Source organism: Flavimaribacter sediminis (assembly GCF_019492055.1).
Lineage (GTDB): Bacteria > Pseudomonadota > Alphaproteobacteria > Rhizobiales > Rhizobiaceae > Flavimaribacter > Flavimaribacter sediminis.
Genome location: NZ_JAICBX010000001.1, coordinates 560435 through 576150, shown reverse-complemented (window position 1 = coordinate 576150; position 15716 = coordinate 560435). Strand labels below are relative to the sequence as shown.

General features: G+C 61.7%; 14 protein-coding genes and 1 pseudogene. 5 read left to right on the top strand and 10 right to left on the bottom strand.

Going from position 1 to position 15716, the window contains the following annotated elements; genetic code table 11:
- Positions 1 to 64: 64 nt before the first annotated feature.
- The 8 genes from K1W69_RS02755 to xylF all read right to left on the bottom strand — a co-directional run bounded on the left by K1W69_RS02755 (position 65) and on the right by xylF (position 9049).
- Positions 65 to 919 (bottom strand): D-amino-acid transaminase, encoded by an 855-nt coding sequence (locus tag K1W69_RS02755; RefSeq protein ID WP_220226800.1) that lies wholly within the window; start codon positions 917 to 919, stop codon positions 65 to 67.
- A 3-nt stretch (positions 920 to 922) separates the two neighbouring features.
- Entirely contained in the window at positions 923 to 1909 is a 987-nt protein-coding gene (gene dgcA / locus K1W69_RS02750) for an N-acetyl-D-Glu racemase DgcA (protein WP_220226799.1), read from the bottom strand.
- Positions 1906 to 2901, bottom strand: coding sequence for an N-acetyltransferase DgcN (dgcN, locus tag K1W69_RS02745; protein ID WP_220226798.1), 996 nt, complete (start codon positions 2899 to 2901; stop codon positions 1906 to 1908). The genes dgcA and dgcN overlap by 4 nt, the downstream gene beginning before the upstream one ends.
- Before the next feature lie 87 nt (positions 2902 to 2988).
- Positions 2989 to 4299 (bottom strand): xylose isomerase, encoded by a 1311-nt coding sequence (gene xylA / locus K1W69_RS02740; RefSeq protein WP_220226797.1) that lies wholly within the window; start codon positions 4297 to 4299, stop codon positions 2989 to 2991.
- 2 nt (positions 4300 to 4301) lie between these two features.
- On the bottom strand, positions 4302 to 5747 hold the full coding sequence (xylB, locus tag K1W69_RS02735; RefSeq protein ID WP_220226796.1) for a xylulokinase: 1446 nt from the start codon (positions 5745 to 5747) through the stop codon (positions 4302 to 4304).
- A gap of 33 nt (positions 5748 to 5780) precedes the next feature.
- Positions 5781 to 6569, bottom strand: a complete 789-nt coding sequence (locus tag K1W69_RS02730; RefSeq protein ID WP_220226795.1) for an ATP-binding cassette domain-containing protein — start codon at positions 6567 to 6569, stop codon at positions 5781 to 5783.
- A gap of 17 nt (positions 6570 to 6586) precedes the next feature.
- A complete protein-coding gene (locus K1W69_RS02725) occupies positions 6587 to 7906 on the bottom strand; it encodes a sugar ABC transporter permease (RefSeq protein WP_220226794.1) in 1320 nt (439 codons plus the stop codon).
- 102 nt (positions 7907 to 8008) lie between these two features.
- The gene (xylF, locus tag K1W69_RS02720) at positions 8009 to 9049 is read right to left on the bottom strand and encodes a D-xylose ABC transporter substrate-binding protein (RefSeq protein WP_220226793.1); all 1041 of its coding nucleotides are present in this window, start codon (positions 9047 to 9049) and stop codon (positions 8009 to 8011) included.
- 211 nt (positions 9050 to 9260) lie between these two features.
- Here xylF and K1W69_RS02715 point away from each other — a divergent pair, with 211 nt between their 5' ends.
- From K1W69_RS02715 to K1W69_RS02705, 3 genes are read left to right on the top strand one after another with little or no spacing between them, the layout of a single operon-like run.
- Complete coding sequence (locus tag K1W69_RS02715; protein WP_370688162.1) at positions 9261 to 10502, top strand: ROK family transcriptional regulator; 1242 nt, start codon at positions 9261 to 9263, stop codon at positions 10500 to 10502.
- On the top strand, positions 10492 to 11910 hold the full coding sequence (locus K1W69_RS02710; protein WP_220226791.1) for a di-heme oxidoredictase family protein: 1419 nt from the start codon (positions 10492 to 10494) through the stop codon (positions 11908 to 11910). The genes K1W69_RS02715 and K1W69_RS02710 overlap by 11 nt, the downstream gene beginning before the upstream one ends.
- On the top strand, positions 11907 to 13550 hold the full coding sequence (locus K1W69_RS02705; RefSeq protein WP_220226790.1) for an FG-GAP repeat domain-containing protein: 1644 nt from the start codon (positions 11907 to 11909) through the stop codon (positions 13548 to 13550). Before K1W69_RS02710 ends, K1W69_RS02705 begins: the two co-directional genes overlap by 4 nt.
- A gap of 114 nt (positions 13551 to 13664) precedes the next feature.
- On the opposite strand, the pseudogene K1W69_RS27390 reads toward K1W69_RS02705, so the two are convergent.
- A pseudogene (locus K1W69_RS27390) lies at positions 13665 to 13757 on the bottom strand (L,D-transpeptidase family protein); the annotation flags it as partial.
- An 84-nt stretch (positions 13758 to 13841) separates the two neighbouring features.
- On the opposite strand from K1W69_RS27390, the gene K1W69_RS02700 reads away from it, so the two are divergent.
- Both K1W69_RS02700 and K1W69_RS02695 read left to right on the top strand, forming a co-directional pair.
- Positions 13842 to 14036, top strand: coding sequence for a hypothetical protein (locus K1W69_RS02700; RefSeq protein ID WP_220226789.1), 195 nt, complete (start codon positions 13842 to 13844; stop codon positions 14034 to 14036).
- A 145-nt stretch (positions 14037 to 14181) separates the two neighbouring features.
- Entirely contained in the window at positions 14182 to 14364 is a 183-nt protein-coding gene (locus K1W69_RS02695) for a hypothetical protein (protein WP_220226788.1), read from the top strand.
- 100 nt (positions 14365 to 14464) lie between these two features.
- Here K1W69_RS02695 and K1W69_RS02690 read toward each other — a convergent pair whose 3' ends face one another.
- Positions 14465 to 15691: a benzoate/H(+) symporter BenE family transporter gene (locus K1W69_RS02690; RefSeq protein ID WP_220226787.1), complete on the bottom strand. Its 1227-nt coding sequence runs from the start codon at positions 15689 to 15691 to the stop codon at positions 14465 to 14467.
- Between the last annotated feature and the right edge of the window lie 25 nt (positions 15692 to 15716).

The window sequence follows — 15716 nt, the reverse complement described above, 5'->3', positions numbered from 1 at the left end:
GGACGTATCTGCACCGCATTCCCCGGAAAGTAAACCGGAACTGCGCACAATCGAAAGGAGACGGTCAGATAGCCGCTTGGCGCATCTTTTCAATATAGACCGAACGCAGACGCGTGGCGACCGGTCCGGGCTTGCCGTCGCCAATCGGCTTGCCATCGATTTCCACGGCGGGCACGACGAAACCGGACGCCGAGGTCGAGAAGGCCTCGACGGCGTTTTCGGCTTCCTCGACACTGAACGGACGCTCCTCGATCTTCATCTGCAGATCACGCGCGCATTCGAGCACCGCCTGCCTGGTGATGCCGCTGAGGATCGCGCTTGAGATATCCCGGGTGACGATGGTCCCGTCGGACGTCACGATATAGGCGTTGTTGGACGAGCCTTCCGTAACGAAACCGTCGCGCACCAGCCAGGCGTCATCAGCGCCCTTCGCCTTCGCCTCCATCTTGGCGAGCGACGGATAGAGCAACTGCACCGTCTTGATGTCGCAACGGCTCCAGCGCTTGTCCTCGATGGTGATGACCTTCTGGCCCCTGGCGGCGAGCGCACTCTCGATCAGCGGCTTCTTCTGCGTGAACAGCACGACCGTCGGCGGCGTATCTTCGGGAGGAAAGACGAAATCCCGGTCGGCGGCGCCGCGCGTGACCTGGAGATAGATCATGCCCTCGTCGATATCGTTGCGCGCAACGAGTTCGCGATGGATTGCGAGCAGATCCTCGTCGCTCAGGTCGAGACGCATTTCCAGTTCGCCGAGCGAGCGGCGCAACCGCTTGCAATGTCCGCCAAAATCGATGAGCTTGCCGTCAAGAACCGAGGTGACCTCGTAGACGCCGTCGGCGAACAGAAAGCCGCGGTCGAAAACCGAGACCTTGGCCTGATCTTCCGGCACATAGGCGCCGTTGACGTAAACTGTACGCATTCTTCAACCCCATAATTCCGGTTCGGACGGGCATACGCCGCCATCTTTGTACACAAGTGGATGATCACGATCTTCGGCAAGCAACAGCGGGCCGTCCAGATCGACGATGTCGACGCCCTGGGCTACCAGCACGGCAGGAGCCATGGCGAGCGATGAACCGACCATGCATCCCACCATGATCGCATAGCCGGCGGCCAGCGCCTCGTCCTTCAGAAGCAGGGCTTCGGTCAGACCGCCTGTCTTGTCGAGCTTGATGTTGACCATGTCGTATTTGCCGACGAGCGACGGCAGGCTTGACCGGTCGTGGCAGCTTTCATCGGCGCAGACCGGCAGTATGCGGTCGAGCTCCAGCAGCGCCTCGTCTTTACCCGCCGGCAGCGGCTGCTCGACCATGCGCACGCCAAGGCGCAGCAGATCCGGCGCAAGGCTGCGGTAGGTCTCGACGCTCCAGCCCTCGTTGGCGTCAACGACGATGGCCGTTTCCGGCGCCCCTTCCCGGACGGCTTTGATGCGATCAATATCACCTTCTCCGCCCAGCTTGATCTTGAGGAGCGGGCGATGCGCATTCTTGCGCGCCTTTTCCCGCATAACGCCGGGCGCTTCCAGCGAGAGGGTGAAAGCGGTCGTCACGGGCTCTGGTTGCGGGAGACCGGCAAGCTCGTAGACGCGTTTGCCGGATTGTTTCGCCTCAAGATCCCACAAGGCGCAGTCAAGCGCGTTGCGGGCAGCGCCCACGGGCAGCAACGACTGCAACTCGGCGCGCGCAGCGCCCGCCTCGATGTCCGGCTGAAGCGCCTTGATGGCGGCGATGACGCCGCCGACGGTCTCGTCATAGCGCGCATAGGGCACGCATTCACCGAAACCTGTATGACCGTCCTCGGTGATCGAAACCGTAATCACGTTCGCCTGATCGCGCGATCCACGCGAAATGGTGAACGTCTCCGCAAGGCGAAATACGGTTTCCTCGACGCCAAGTCTGCGTATGCTCATGCCAGGGCGTCCGCGAGTTTCCCCGCTCCCTGCCGGAATGGATCGACGGTCGGAAGCTGCATCCTCTGCTCCACCTCGGCGATATAGGCGGCCGCCTTCTCGTCATCCATGGCCGATGTATTGAGCGATACGCCGATCACCTTGCAATCCGGATTGACGATCCTGGCCATCTGAAGCGCGACGTCCTGCAGCGTCTCCAGGCTCGGGAGCGTGTAATCCGGCAGACCGCGCATATGCGGCCGGAAGGGCTCGTCGCACAGGATCAGCGCGTCTGGCTGTCCGCCATGGATGAGCGCCAGCGTAACGCCGGAATAGGATGCGTGGAACAGGCTCCCCTGCCCCTCGATCAGATCCCAGTGATCGGGATCGTTGTCCGGCGTGAGGTATTCGATCGAACCGGCCATGAAATCCGCGATCACCGCGTCGAGCGGCACGCCGTCGCCGGTGATCAGGATGCCGGTCTGGCCGGTCGCGCGGAACGTGGCCTTCATGCCGCGTTCGTGCATCGCCTTTTCCATGGACAGGGCGGTGTACATCTTGCCGACCGAGCAATCGGTGCCGACGGCGAGACATCTCTTGCCCGTTCGTTTCTTGCCGTTGGCGATCGGATATTTGACCGAGGGCAGACGAACGTCATGCAGCTTGCGTCCCTGACTTGCCGCCAGTTGCGCCAGTTCCGGCTCGTCGCGCAGCAGATTGTGCAGGCCCGAAGCCAGATCCATGCCGGCTTCCAGCGCCTCCTTGAGAACGGCTTTCCAGCTTTCGGAAATAACGCCGCCGCGGTTGGCGACGCCGATCACCAAGGTGCGCGCGCCCCTGGCCTTTGCTTCCTCGATCGTCAGATCGGGAATTTTCAGGTTTGCGTTGCAGCCGTCCAGCCGCAATTGTCCGACGGCGAGTTCCGGTCGCCAGTCCTTGATGCCCTGCGCAACCTTTGCCGCCAGTGAATCGGGCGCATCGCCCAGGAACAGTAGATAGGGGGTCTCAAGCAAGGCAGGCTCCGATGTTAGAAATCAGTATGAATCGGCGTCAGCATTGCATCTTTCCCCGACAAGGCAAGAGCGTTTTTTTGCAATGCGTCAAACGTAGCGATTGACGACATTCTCCAGGTATTCCTGTCGGCCGGATTTCGGCTCAGGATTGACTTCCGACTGTTCCACATAGGCCGCGATGTCTTCGAGCGAATAGTCGCCGTTGAGCATCTTCTGCGCCTCCCCGCCCTGCCAGCCGGAATAACGCTCGGCGACAAATCCGGAGAGGACACCGTCCTCGATCATTTTCGCGGCGGCCTTGAGACCACGCGCACAACAGTCCATGCCGCCGATATGGGCGATCAGAAGGTCATCCGGCTCGATCGACTGACGCCGCAGCTTGGCGTCGAAATTCGTGCCGCCCGTCGTAAAGCCGCCAGCCTGCAGGATGTGATAATAGGCGAGCGCCATTTCCGGAACGTTGTTCGGGAACTGGTCCGTATCCCATCCGGACTGGTAATCGTTGCGGTTCATGTCGATCGATCCCAGCAGGCCGAGTGCGGCGGCCGTTGCGAGTTCATGCTCGAAGGAATGGCCGGCGAGGATTGCGTGACCCTGCTCGATGTTCATCTTGACCTCGCCTTCCAGACCGTAGCGCTTCAGGAAACCGTAAACGGTAGAGACATCGAAATCATACTGGTGCTTGGTTGGCTCCTGCGGTTTCGGCTCGACGAGGATCTCGCCCTTGAAACCGATCTTGTGCTTGTACTCGACGACCATGTTGAGAAAGCGCCCCATCTGGTCGAGTTCCTGGCCGATATTCGTGTTGAGCAGCGTCTCGTATCCTTCGCGACCGCCCCAAAGCACATAATTCTCGCCTCCGAGCCGGTGGGTCACGTCGATGCAGGTCTTCACTGTCGCCGCTGCAAAGGCGAAGACGTCCGGATCGGGGTTGGTGGCGGCGCCCGCCATATAGCGCTTGTGAGAGAACAGGTTGGCCGTGCCCCAGAGCAGCTTTACCCCGGTCTCCGCCTGCTTTTCCTCGAAATAATCGGCGATTGCGTTCAGGTTGCTGGTGTTTTCCGCGAAGCTGTCGCCTTCCGGCCGGACATCCGCATCGTGAAAACAGTAGAAGGGCGAGCGCAGAAGGGTGAACATGTCGAAGGCGACATCGGCCTTCTGTTTCGCCAGATCCAGCGTGTCTCCGAACCAGGGCCGGTCGAAGGTCTGGCCGCCGAACGGATCGAGGCCCGGCCATACGAAATTGTGCCAGTAGCATACGGCGAAACGCAGATGGTCTTCCATGCGCTTGCCCATGACGATCTCGTCCGGATTGTAGAAGCGGAACGCCAACGGGTTTGTGCTGTCTGCTCCTTCATAGGAAACAGGTTCGATATCTCCAAAGTAGCGCGTGCTCATTCTCATATACTCCGCAATGCCGTGTAGGTTTTTCGATAGGTCTGATAGGCTTCGCCGAACGCGTCGGTAAGCGCGCGCTCCGGTTCGATCGTGTGTTCGACGGCCGGCATGGTGCAGGTCGCCGCAGGATCGGCTCCTTCGGCTGCCAGCATTCCGAGACGCGCCGCTCCGAACGCCGCGCCCACTTCGCCTGCTGCCGGGACGTCGATCGGTACGTCGAGCACCGTCGCCACGGTCTTAAGCCAGTAGTCGGATCGCGAACCGCCGCCGCTGGCGATCAGCCTGTCGATGCGGGTGCCGGCCGCGGCGAGCGCCTCGATGCAGTCGCGGAAGGCGAAGGCGACGCCCTGCAGGATTGCGGCGGTAATGGCCGGCCGGTCGGTTCCATGCGAAATACCGGTCAGCGCGCCGCGGATATGCGCGTCGTTGTGGGGCGTGCGCTCGCCGGAAAGATAGGGAAGGAAGATCGCCGCTGGCCCGCGCAAGTCGCCGCCCAGTTCGCTCGTCAACTCGCTGGCCGACTTGCCGGTGACGCCGGAGAACCAGTTCAAAGTATCGGTGGCGGACAGGATGACGCCCATCTGGTGCCAGCGCGCCGGAACCGCGTGGCAAAAGGTGTGGACCGCGCTTTCGGCGTTGGGCCGATAGGCGCTGTTCGCCGCAAATACCACGCCTGAGGTGCCGAGCGACAGGAAGGCGGAGCCCTCTTCGAGAATACCCATGCCGATAGCGGTCGCCGCATTGTCTCCGGCGCCGCCGGCGACCGTCACGGGATGCGCGAGGCCCCATTCGGAAGCGATTTCGGAGCGAAGCATCCCGCTCGCATCGGACCCTTCGACGAGACGCGGCATCTGGCTTGCGTCCATGAAGGAAGCGTCGAGCAGCGCGTCAGACCAGGCGCGCGCGCTGACGTCGAGCCAGCTTGTGCCCGCGGCATCCGACATTTCCGAAACATGCTCGCCGGTGAGCCACAGGCGCAGGTAGTCCTTCGGAAGGAGAACCTTTGCGGTCCTGCCGAAAATCTCCGGCTCGTTGTTGCGGACCCAGACAAGCTTCGGCGCAGTGAAGCCCGGAAAAACGATATTGCCGGAAATCTCGCGAAAGCGCGGATCGGCGTCGAGTTCTGCGGCTTCCTTGTAGCTGCGCGTGTCGTTCCACAGGATGCAGGGGCGCAGAACATTGTCGCTTTCGTCAAGCAGCGTCGCGCCATGCATCTGCCCGGACAAACCTATGCCCCGGACTGCGGAAAAGGCGTCCGGATGCGCGCTGCGCAACTCCGCCACGGCCTTTTTTGTCGCTTCGATCCAGTGCGCGGGATCCTGCTCCGACCAGCCCGAGGCCGGTCGTGACACCTCCAGCGGAGCTGTCGCCGATCCTGCAATGGACTGATCCGCGCCAATCAGTAGCGCCTTGACACCGGACGTGCCCAGATCGAACCCCAGATACATACTACCTCCAATAAATCTGTCGCCGCGACGCCGTCAGGCGGCGAGCGCGCCGGGACCAGGCTGAGCGCCGGGCGGACATTTTCCGGCGATGATCATGCCAAGCACCTCGTCCTTGGTGACGTCCGTGGTTTTGGCATAGCCCACGAACTGGCCATTTTTCATGACGCCGACGCGGTCGGCGAGGTCGAAAACATCGTGGATATCGTGGCTAATCAGGAAAATGCCGATGCCTTCGGCCTTGAGTTGCAGGATGAGATCGGCGACCTGCGCAGTTTCCTCCGGCCCGAGCGCGGCGGTCGGCTCGTCCATGATCAGGATGCGCGCGTTGAACAGGATCGCGCGGGCGATCGCCACGGATTGCCGCTGACCGCCGGACAGCGCCTTGACCGGCTCCTTGAAGCGCTGGAAACGCGGATTGAGCCGGCCCATGACCTCGCGCGCCTTCGCCTCCATGGCAACGTCGTCGAGCGTGCCCCAGGCGGTCTTCAGTTCGCGCCCGAGATAGAGATTGGCCGCGGTGTCCACATTGTCGGCGAGCGCCAGGGTCTGGTAGATCGTCTCGATGCCATAGGCCTTGGCGTCGCGCGGATTGTTGATCGTCGCGGGCTTGCCGTCGATGGAAATCGTGCCGCTGTCGCGCTGATAGGCGCCGGAGAGAATCTTGATCAGCGTCGATTTGCCGGCGCCGTTGTGGCCGAGCAGGCCGACGACCTCGCCAGGAAAAAGGTCGACAGTCGCATCGTCGACGGCATGAATGCCGCCGAAGGAGATGCTGACATTGTTCATTTCGACGAGGGCCGTGGTTGAGGTCTGCGTATTCATTATCAGATCTCCCAAAATCAGTGACGCGTCTTGCGGTAGAGGGAATCGAGCCAGACCGCGATCACGAGAACGACGCCGACCACGATGTTCTGCAGCGGCGTATCGAGCCCCATAAGCACCATGCCCGACTGCAGCGACTGCATGACGACGGCGCCGATCATCGCGCCTGCGATCGTGCCGACGCCGCCGGCAAGCGACGTTCCGCCGATGACCGCCGCGGCGATGGTCAGGAGCTCATCCAGCGTGCCTTGCGCATTGGTCGCCGCGTTGAGGCGGGCCGTGGAAATCGCTGCAGCGATCGCGCAGAGCACGCCCATGATGATGAAGATCTTCATCGTGACCCAGCGCGTGTTGATGCCGGCGAGATCGGCCGCTTCCGGGTTTCCGCCGAGCGCAAACACATAGCGTCCGAAGCGCGTTCGCGTGGCGATGAAGGTCATGACAATGCCGACGGCGATGGCGATCAGAACCGGAATGGCGAGGCCGTGGGCGATGAAAACTTCCGAAGCCTCTATGTCGAGATTGTTGTCGCGGATATAGCGCCGGACGATGCCGACCGGCCAGTAGTAGCTGTTGACGACCCAGACGGCGCCGAGCACGATGAGGCATCCGACGCCGGCGAGAAATCCTTCGGCCCAGAGCGGGCGAAGCGGAAACTGGAAGCGTTGCCTCTGCCGCCGCGCATTGGCGATGAGCGCGATCATGGCGGCGCAGGCGACAAGCCCGACAATCCAGCTCGCCATCGCCCCGATTGAGCCGGCCGGCCCGCCGCCGATCAGCCTGAATATCGAATCCATCGGCGCCACGGTGCGTCCCGACGTCACCCACCATGCCGCGCCGCGCCAGACGAGCAGACCGCCAAGGGTGACGATAAACGAGGGAACGCCGAGATAGGCGATCACATAACCATGCAGCGCGCCGATGAGACCGCCGACGACGACGCCGACCAGAACCGCGATCACCCAGGTGAACGGATTGTCGAAACCGATATATTGCGGGAGTATTTCGGCCTGCGTGACGGCCATTATCATGCCGACGAAGCCAAGGACGGAGCCGACGGAAAGGTCGATGTTGCGGGTGACGATCACCAGCACCATGCCGGTCGCCATAACCGCGACCGAAGCCGTTTGAACCGACAGGTTCCACAGGTTTCGGGGGGTGAGAAACAAACCGCCGGAAAAGATGTCGAACAGGATCCAGATCAGCAGCAAGGCGCCGATCATGCCCAGCATGCGGGTGTCGAGCTCTGTCGCCTTGAAGAAGCGACCAATCGGCGACAGATCGGCCGCGCGGGGCCCGTCGCCGGCAGAAGCCCGCTTTGGAGTGCTGTTTGACATGGCCGGTCCCTCCCGACTGACTATTCTACTATAAAGCGCGCCTTACAGAAACGCCGCGACCATTGGGGTCGCGGCGCATCCTTCCCGCAAGGGGGAACGGTTTTAGTTGCAGGCGTTGACCGAGCCGGCTTTGACGCCCTGACAGACGACGTCCTTGGAGACCCATCCGGCGTCGATAACGACGTTCAGATTGTCCCTGGTGATCGGAACAGGAGCGAGGAAGACCGCGGTCATTTCCACGCCGTTCGGTCCGCCGGACCAGCTCTGGGATCCCGGAATGTCCGACATCGCCTTGCCGTCAGCCAGCATGGAGGCGATCGCGGCGGCGTTCTTGCCGAGCTCGCGAGCGTCCTTCCAGACCGAAACAGTCTGCGTTCCGAGCGCGACGCGGTTGAGAGCGGCGTGGTCGCCGTCCTGACCGGACACCGGCACCGAGCCGTCCATGCCCTGCGCCGCCAGCGCTGCGACCACACCGCCGGCGGTGCCGTCGTTGGAGGCGACAACCGCATCGACATTGTTGTCGTTGGCGGTCAGAATCTGCTCCATGTTCTTCTGGGCGTTTTCAGGCTTCCAGCCGTCGGTGTAGGCTTCGCCGACATTCTTGACCTTGCCGGAATCCAGCGCTTCCTTCAGGACTTCCATCTGACCGGAAAACAGGAAATCGGCGTTCGGATCGGCCGAAGAGCCCTTGATGAAGGCGTAGTTGCCTTCCGGCTGAGCGGCGAAGACGGCGCGCGCCTGCATGCGTCCGACTTCCTTGTTGTCGAAGGTGATGTAGAACGCTTCCGGATTTTCGATGAGACGGTCGTAGCCGACAACCGGAATACCTTCCGCCGAGGCCTTCTCAACTGCCGGGCCGATCGCGCTGGCGTCCTGCGAGAGGATGATCAGGGCGTCTGCGCCCTGGGCGATCAGCGACTCGACGTCCGTCAACTGCTTGGCGGCCGACGACTGCGCGTCCGCCGAAATATAGGTGTCGCCGGCGGCTTCGATCGCGCCTTTCATGGCGGCTTCGTCGGTCTTCCAGCGCTCTTCCTGGAAGTTCGACCAGGATACGCCGATGGTCTTGCCTTCCGCCAGCGCGCTACCCGCAGCCGACACGGCAAAAACTGCACCCATGAGTGCAGCGGTCAAAATTTTCATAACTGTAACCTCCCGATGAGTAGGCATCGCCCGACAAGCCGGACAATGTCAGCACATGCTGATGAGCCATTTAATTCGAGGCTCGAAAAAAATAGTGACTTATTCCAAAAGCTGTGTCAACATCAAAAATCAACCGGGCTAAGTTATTGCAACGAATCATTTTTTTCGCAACGCAGCATTATTTAGCAAGTTTTGGGAGGACCGGGAGACAGTGGTCGATTTTGGACGATCGGACGACGTTCGCAAGAGTAATCGCAGACGGATTCTGAGCGTGCTCAGACATCATGCGAAGGTCTCTCGCAAACATATCAGCCAGGAAACCGGGCTGAGCGCATCGACCGTTTCGGCAATCACTTCGGAGCTGCTCGACGAGGCTGTGATCGTCAGCCTCCAGGGCGCAGAAGACGGCGCACTCCGGCGCGGGCGCCCGCAGGTTCGACTGTCCCTCAACCCGAATGCGGCGCTCGTTGCGTCGGCTGTCCAGCAGCTCGACCGGATTGCAGTGACGGTCTGCGACTACGCGGGAAAAACGGTTGCGGAAATCGACCGCCCGTTCAAGGCGCGGGAAGCCGGACCAGAAGAATTTCCCCGGACGCTGATCGAGACCATTTCCGACGCCTTGGCCACCCTTCCCCCCGGCGCCGGGCAACTGGAGCGCATCGAACTCGGCGTCCAGGGCATCACCGATGTCGAAGGCACGGCGATGTTGTGGTCACCCATTACACGCTACCGAAATATCGGCATGAAGGAAGCGCTTGAAGACGCCTTCGGGGTTCCGGCCCGGGTTTCCAATGATTGCTGCATGATTGCGCTTGCCCTGCACTGGCGCGACCCGGAGCGGTTCGCAGACAATTTCGCGGCGGTTCTGCTCTCCCACGGCATCGGAATGGGCCTGATGCTGAACGGCGAGTTGGTGACCGGCATTCGCTCGTCCGCAACGGAGTTCGGGCATTTGTCGCACATGCCGCGCGGCGCGTTGTGCCGGTGCGGGCGCTCCGGCTGCATCGAGGCCTATGCAGGCGATTACGCGATTTACCGCAGAGCCACCAACGCCGGTTCGGAATCGGCCCCGCGCAATGATATCGCGCAGGCCGAGATGTCCGGGATCATGGAGGCTGCGAAGAACGGCGATGCGGATTCGATCGCCGCATTCGCGGAAGCCGGCGAAGCGCTGGGAACAGGACTGGCCAACATGTTTGCCCTCGTCGATCCCTTTCCTGTCGCGCTCGTCGGCCACGGCACCCGCGCCTATGGCTTCATCGAAGGTTCGCTGCGCCGGGCCATCGGCGACATCAATCCGTATGTTTCAGGTTCCGGAATTGAAATTTCCTGCTTTCCCGACGAGAAACCACTGATCATGGAAGGCTGCACGATAACGGCCCTGCTGGAACTCGACGAGGAAATCGCCCGGTCGACGGCGCCGCACCAGAAGATCTTCACCGATGCGGTATGATCGTTTCATTCCCCTGTCTTGTGTCGCAGTACTTACCATCGCTGGCGCCGCGGGCGCGGCGGACCCGTGGTCTGAGAACGCGGTTTCCCGGCATATCGATCAGCGCGATTACACTGGAACACTGGATGCGGCTCGCCTTGGGGAGTTGATTGACGCCGGCGAGGCGCTTTTTGTCGCCAAGTACACCACCGTCGACGGCGCCGGGCGGCCGCTGGCCACGCAGGCAATCATCCCCACCAAGCGCAAGCGTCCCGTTGAACAGGCCTTCCAGCGCATGCAGGGCATGGACGCGAACGCCTGCTCGTCCTGCCATAACGACCCTGTCGTCGGCGGCGCGGGCGACTTTTCGGTCAACGTCTTCGTCTCGGAAGGCTTCGGCAACGCCGATTTCGATTCCGTCGATCCGCAATTCTCCAACGAGCGCAACACCAATCATCTGATGGGCGCCGGACTGGTGGAACTGCTGGCGCGCGAAATGAGCGCCGACCTGCAGAGCCAGCGCAACCAGGCCATCCGCAAGGCGAAATCAGGCGGCGTCGAACAGACCGTGCGTCTCGTATCGAAGGGTGTGGATTTCGGCGTTTTGACGATCCATCCGGACGGCATTGTCGACCTGACGGGCCTGGACGGGATCGACACGGATCTGGTGATCCGTCCGTTCAGCCAGAAAGGCGTCATGACGTCGCTGCGCCAGTTCACGATCAACGCGCTGAACGATCACCACGGCATGCAGGCCGACGAGCGCTTTGGCGCGCGCTGGACCGGCGAGGCCGATTTCGACGGGGACAGCCACGATCGCGAAATCACGACCGGCGACGTCTCGGCGCTCGTCGCCTGGCAGGCGTCGCGTCCGCCGCCCGTGACGCGCAAGCCCGAAAATGCAGAATGGCAGAGGCTTGCAGGCGAAGGCCGCGCGCGGTTTGACGATTTCGGATGCGCCGACTGTCACCGGCCCACGCTTCCTCTGGACAGCCTCGTCTTTTCCGATCCCGGCCCACTCGACGCGGCCGGTACGCTGCGGCTCGGCGAGGGAGGCGAAGGCGCGGTATACGATCTGGCCCTGCTCGACTGGGCGAAAACTCTGCCCAGGGATGACGAGGGCCGCGTACTCGTGCCGCTTTTCGGCGACCTGAAGCGCCACAAGATCGCCGACCGGCAGGTCGCTGTGCTGGGCAACGAACTGCTCGCCCAGCGTTTCGTCGAACGCGACATCTTCATGACCAGCGAATTGTGGGGCATCGCTTCCACCGCGCCCTATGGCCATCGCGGCGACCTGACGACGCTCAACGAGGTGATTCTCGCTCATGGCGGCGAGGCAAGGGAAAGCCGCGACCGCTATGCCAACGCCGACGAGGACGACCGCCGGGCGCTGATCGCCTTTCTCAAGACGATGGAGATACCTGAATGAGACGTCTCCTCGCCTTGGTTTCATACGCCATCTTTTCCGCCAATGCGGCGAGCGCGCAGGACGTGTCCGCGGACGATCTGGCGATGGACATACCCGCAATGCAGGAAGTGGCGGAAAGCGCCGGCATCGATCATCAGTATCTCGGACCATGGGAGTTCTTCGTCGGCGGCGGCGCGGCCTCCTTCGACTGCAACGGCGACCGGTTTCCCGATCTTATGCTCGCCGGCGGCGCAAGCGAGACGCAGCTTTTCGTCAATCGCAGCGAGGCCGGCGGCGACCTGAGATTCGAAAAGCGCGCAATCGACGTCAAAGCGTCCGATCTCGAAAAGGTCACCGGCCTCTACCCGATCGATATCGACAATGACGGCTTTCGCGACGTCGTCGTCCTGAAGGTCGGGCGCAATCTCGTGCTCAAGGGCGGCGAGGACTGCTCGTTCACCAACGCCAGCCGCGAATTTGCCTTCGACGGCGGTCGCGCCTGGTCGACCGCCTTCGCCGCGACCTTCGAGGACGGGCAAATGTTTCCCACGCTCGCGATCGGCAACTATGTCGACCGGTCGGCGCCCGGGTCGCCCTGGGGCACATGCCACGACAACCGGTTGATGCGGCCGCAGAATTCCGAGAGGCCCGACTACGGCGCGCCGGAGGCGCTGTCACCCGGCTACTGCGCGCTGTCCATGCTGTTCACCGACTGGGACCACAGCGGCCATCCGGACCTGCGCGTGAGCAACGACCGGCAATATTACCGCGACGGCGGCGAGGAACAGATGTGGCGCATAGACGCCGGAAAAGCCCCCCGCCTCTATCGCCGCTCGGACGGCTGGCGGCGCATGACCATCTGGGGCATGGGCATCGCGGAAGGCGACATAAACGCCGACGGCTTTCCGGAATATGCGCTGACCTCCATGGGCGACACCAAACTGCAGACGCTGGATCTGGAGGCCGATGAAGGCCGCCCCGTCTACCGCGACATCGCCTTCGAGCGCGGCGCGACCGCCCATCGGCCTTACACGGGCGACGACCTTAAACCCTCGACCGGCTGGCACTCGGAATTCGCCGATTTCAATAATGACGGCCGGCTCGACCTGTTCATCGCAAAGGGCAATGTCGAGCGGATGCCGGAATTCGCCGCCTATGATCCCGACAATTTGCTGCTCGGCCAGTTCGACGGTTCCTTTGTCGAGGTCGGCCACCGGGCGGGCGTCGATCTCGATCGGCGCGGCCGGGGCGCGGTCGTGACGGATTTCAACATGGACGGCATGCTGGATCTTCTTGTCGTCAATCGCGGCGGACCGGCGAGCCTGTTCCGCAATCTCGGCGGTCGCGCCGGCGACGGGGCCAGACCGATGGGCAACTGGCTGGAGATCGAACTGCAGCAGAAAGACGCGAACCGCAATGCGGTCGGCGCGACGATCCTTGTGAAATCCGGCAACGAGACGCGCGTGCGCAAGGTTCAGGTCGGCGGCGGCCACGCCTCCGGCCATTCGGGCTTCATCCATGTGGGCACAGGCGTCGCCGAGCGCGCCAATATCCGCATCCAGTGGCCGGACGGCGAATGGAGTCCCTCCTACCGGGTCTTCGCCAACAATTTCGTGGTGATCCGCAAGGGCGACGACGCCGCGCAGTACTGGTATCCGTAAGGCCAATACCGACAGCGTTTTCAGTATGGTGGTTCAGGGATGCGATTTGCGCCAAATTGCCGGGATTTCCGCCGACGCAAAGGCGGCTATTATCGCCGCTATGTGTGCAAGCGATCACCTCACTACAATCTTTGCGCCGACCGGCGCGCGGTTGTAGAGATCGATGACATCCTTATTCAACATCCTCACGCAACCATAGGAGGCGCACCAAGTTACCGCAAAACCCAGCAATCTTGCACTGCCAGCAATGAAATCTCGACGCTTCACCCGAATATCTCCCAAAAACCTGAAATGCCAGGCGGCTTCCGGGCAGACGGCGGCGGCCACGCCTCCGGCCATTGGGGCTTCATCCATGTTGGCGCCGGCGCTGCGGAGCGCGCCAATATCCGTATCCAGTGGCCCGGCGGTGAATCGAGCCCTTCCTACCGTGACTTCCCCAACACTTTCGTGCTGATCCGCAAGGGTGGCGAAGCAGCGCAGTGCTGATATCCGCGATCCGCGGAACTTTCAAAGGGCGCAAATCTTACGACGGCCTCGAGCCCATCTTTCCAATTCGCCGTCATGCGTCGAATGTCGCCCGGGAACGGATATATGCTACATTGTTGTATGCAACCATAAGAGAGGAAGCTCGATGTCTCCGAAAGTCAAAGCAATAATCAAGAATGGATTAATAGGCCTGGTTGGTGGCGTTATTGGAGCGTATCTTGTTCTATTTATCGGTGGCGGTGAAGGGTACAATGTGATGGCCTGGCTGCCAATTGCGGGTCTGGTAGGCGGGGCCGTCGGCGGCTACTTGAAAGCCTCAAGAGATTAGACATACCAGAGACCGGCGCAGCCTTGTCAGCATTCCGGACCTTGGCCGGGTATGCTGCTGTTCGCGATCGTTTCGTGGACCTGATTGCACCGCGGTTTTCCTATTCCACGGAAAGCTTCTCGAAATCGGACCTTTCGAGCACAAAGGACACGGCGAATCCGATCAGCAAGCCCCAAAAGGGAGCGCCGATCGAAAGGATCGGAACATTGGCGACCGTGACAAGAAAGGCGACTGTGGCGCCGTGGGAAAACGCCCCCTTGAAGGAAACAATGAAAGCCCTCTCCAGGATGCGTAGAAGCGCAAGACCCGCAAGCGCGGCAAGGAAAGCCACGGGCGTCGCCAGCATGAAGCGCGTAAAGACTGGAGCGAACACGCCGAATAGCAGAGCCAGCAGCGCCACCATGACGCCGGCGACGTAATGATTGCCCTTGTCTTCACCGCTGGCGAGTATGGCGTTGACAGGCCCTGTAAGGCACGTTGAAACGGAGCCGACAGTCGCCGCGATCAGGGAGCCAACGCCGCACGCCGCCGTGACCATGTTGATGGGCGGCTTGTGCCCCGACTGCTCGAGTACGGCGAAGCCTTGTGCATTCTGGGCCGCCAGGACCGTGATGGCGAGCGGCAATGCGAGTTCCACAATCGCGCCCCAGGAAAATTCAGGTCGGTAAAGGTTGGGACCCGCCAGTATGGGCGCCGCCGATTCACTCAAATCGAACGCGCCCGACAGGGCAATGGCGATTACTCCGGTGATGAGTGCGCCAATCAAAGGCGGCATCATTCTCCCAAGTGGACAGACGGCCGAGAGCAGTAAAAAGACCGCCGTCATCGGCGCTGCGATGATGAACCCGTCGCGAATCGCAAAAATGAGATTGAGGCCGAACTGGAGGAACACTCCGGCCACCATCGCCATCACGATCGGCATGGGCAGAAGAGCCATGCATTTGCGCATCCAGCCGCTCAGGCCGAGAACCAGCATGAGCGCGCCGGTGACGTAGTAGGCGCCGATTGCTTGCGCAAACTCGAGATGCTCAAGCGCCTGCCCGACAAGGACAGTGCCAGGAATGGTCCAGAAAAAGACAAGCGGCTGACGGTAGACAAGGCAAAAAGCCAGCGAAATCAGCCCATTGATGAAAAAACAACCGAATATCCAGGAGGCGATATCGGTTTCGGAGAGGCCTCCGACGGCTCCGGCCGTCAGAATGATCGCTACCGGCGCGGAAGCGGCGAAAAGAAATGCGACCACCGCGTTGACAATGTTGCCCCCGTGAACGCCGCCAAGCAGACCAGCAATATCGAGTGTCAGAAAGGGCGGGCGTTCGAGCCGCATGAGACGCCTCAGGGATGACAGCAAC

Coding starts and splice junctions, on each gene's coding strand:
- K1W69_RS02725 (WP_220226794.1), bottom strand. CDS start 7,906: ATGTCAAACAGCACTCCAAAGCGGGCTTCTGCCGGCGACGGGCCCCGC.
- xylB (WP_220226796.1), bottom strand. CDS start 5,747: ATGTATCTGGGGTTCGATCTGGGCACGTCCGGTGTCAAGGCGCTACTG.
- K1W69_RS02690 (WP_220226787.1), bottom strand. CDS start 15,691: ATGCGGCTCGAACGCCCGCCCTTTCTGACACTCGATATTGCTGGTCTG.
- K1W69_RS02700 (WP_220226789.1), top strand. CDS start 13,842: ATGCCAGGCGGCTTCCGGGCAGACGGCGGCGGCCACGCCTCCGGCCAT.
- xylA (WP_220226797.1), bottom strand. CDS start 4,299: ATGAGCACGCGCTACTTTGGAGATATCGAACCTGTTTCCTATGAAGGA.
- K1W69_RS02755 (WP_220226800.1), bottom strand. CDS start 919: ATGCGTACAGTTTACGTCAACGGCGCCTATGTGCCGGAAGATCAGGCC.
- K1W69_RS02730 (WP_220226795.1), bottom strand. CDS start 6,569: ATGAATACGCAGACCTCAACCACGGCCCTCGTCGAAATGAACAATGTC.
- K1W69_RS02710 (WP_220226791.1), top strand. CDS start 10,492: ATGCGGTATGATCGTTTCATTCCCCTGTCTTGTGTCGCAGTACTTACC.
- K1W69_RS02695 (WP_220226788.1), top strand. CDS start 14,182: ATGTCTCCGAAAGTCAAAGCAATAATCAAGAATGGATTAATAGGCCTG.
- xylF (WP_220226793.1), bottom strand. CDS start 9,049: ATGAAAATTTTGACCGCTGCACTCATGGGTGCAGTTTTTGCCGTGTCG.
- K1W69_RS02705 (WP_220226790.1), top strand. CDS start 11,907: ATGAGACGTCTCCTCGCCTTGGTTTCATACGCCATCTTTTCCGCCAAT.
- dgcA (WP_220226799.1), bottom strand. CDS start 1,909: ATGAGCATACGCAGACTTGGCGTCGAGGAAACCGTATTTCGCCTTGCG.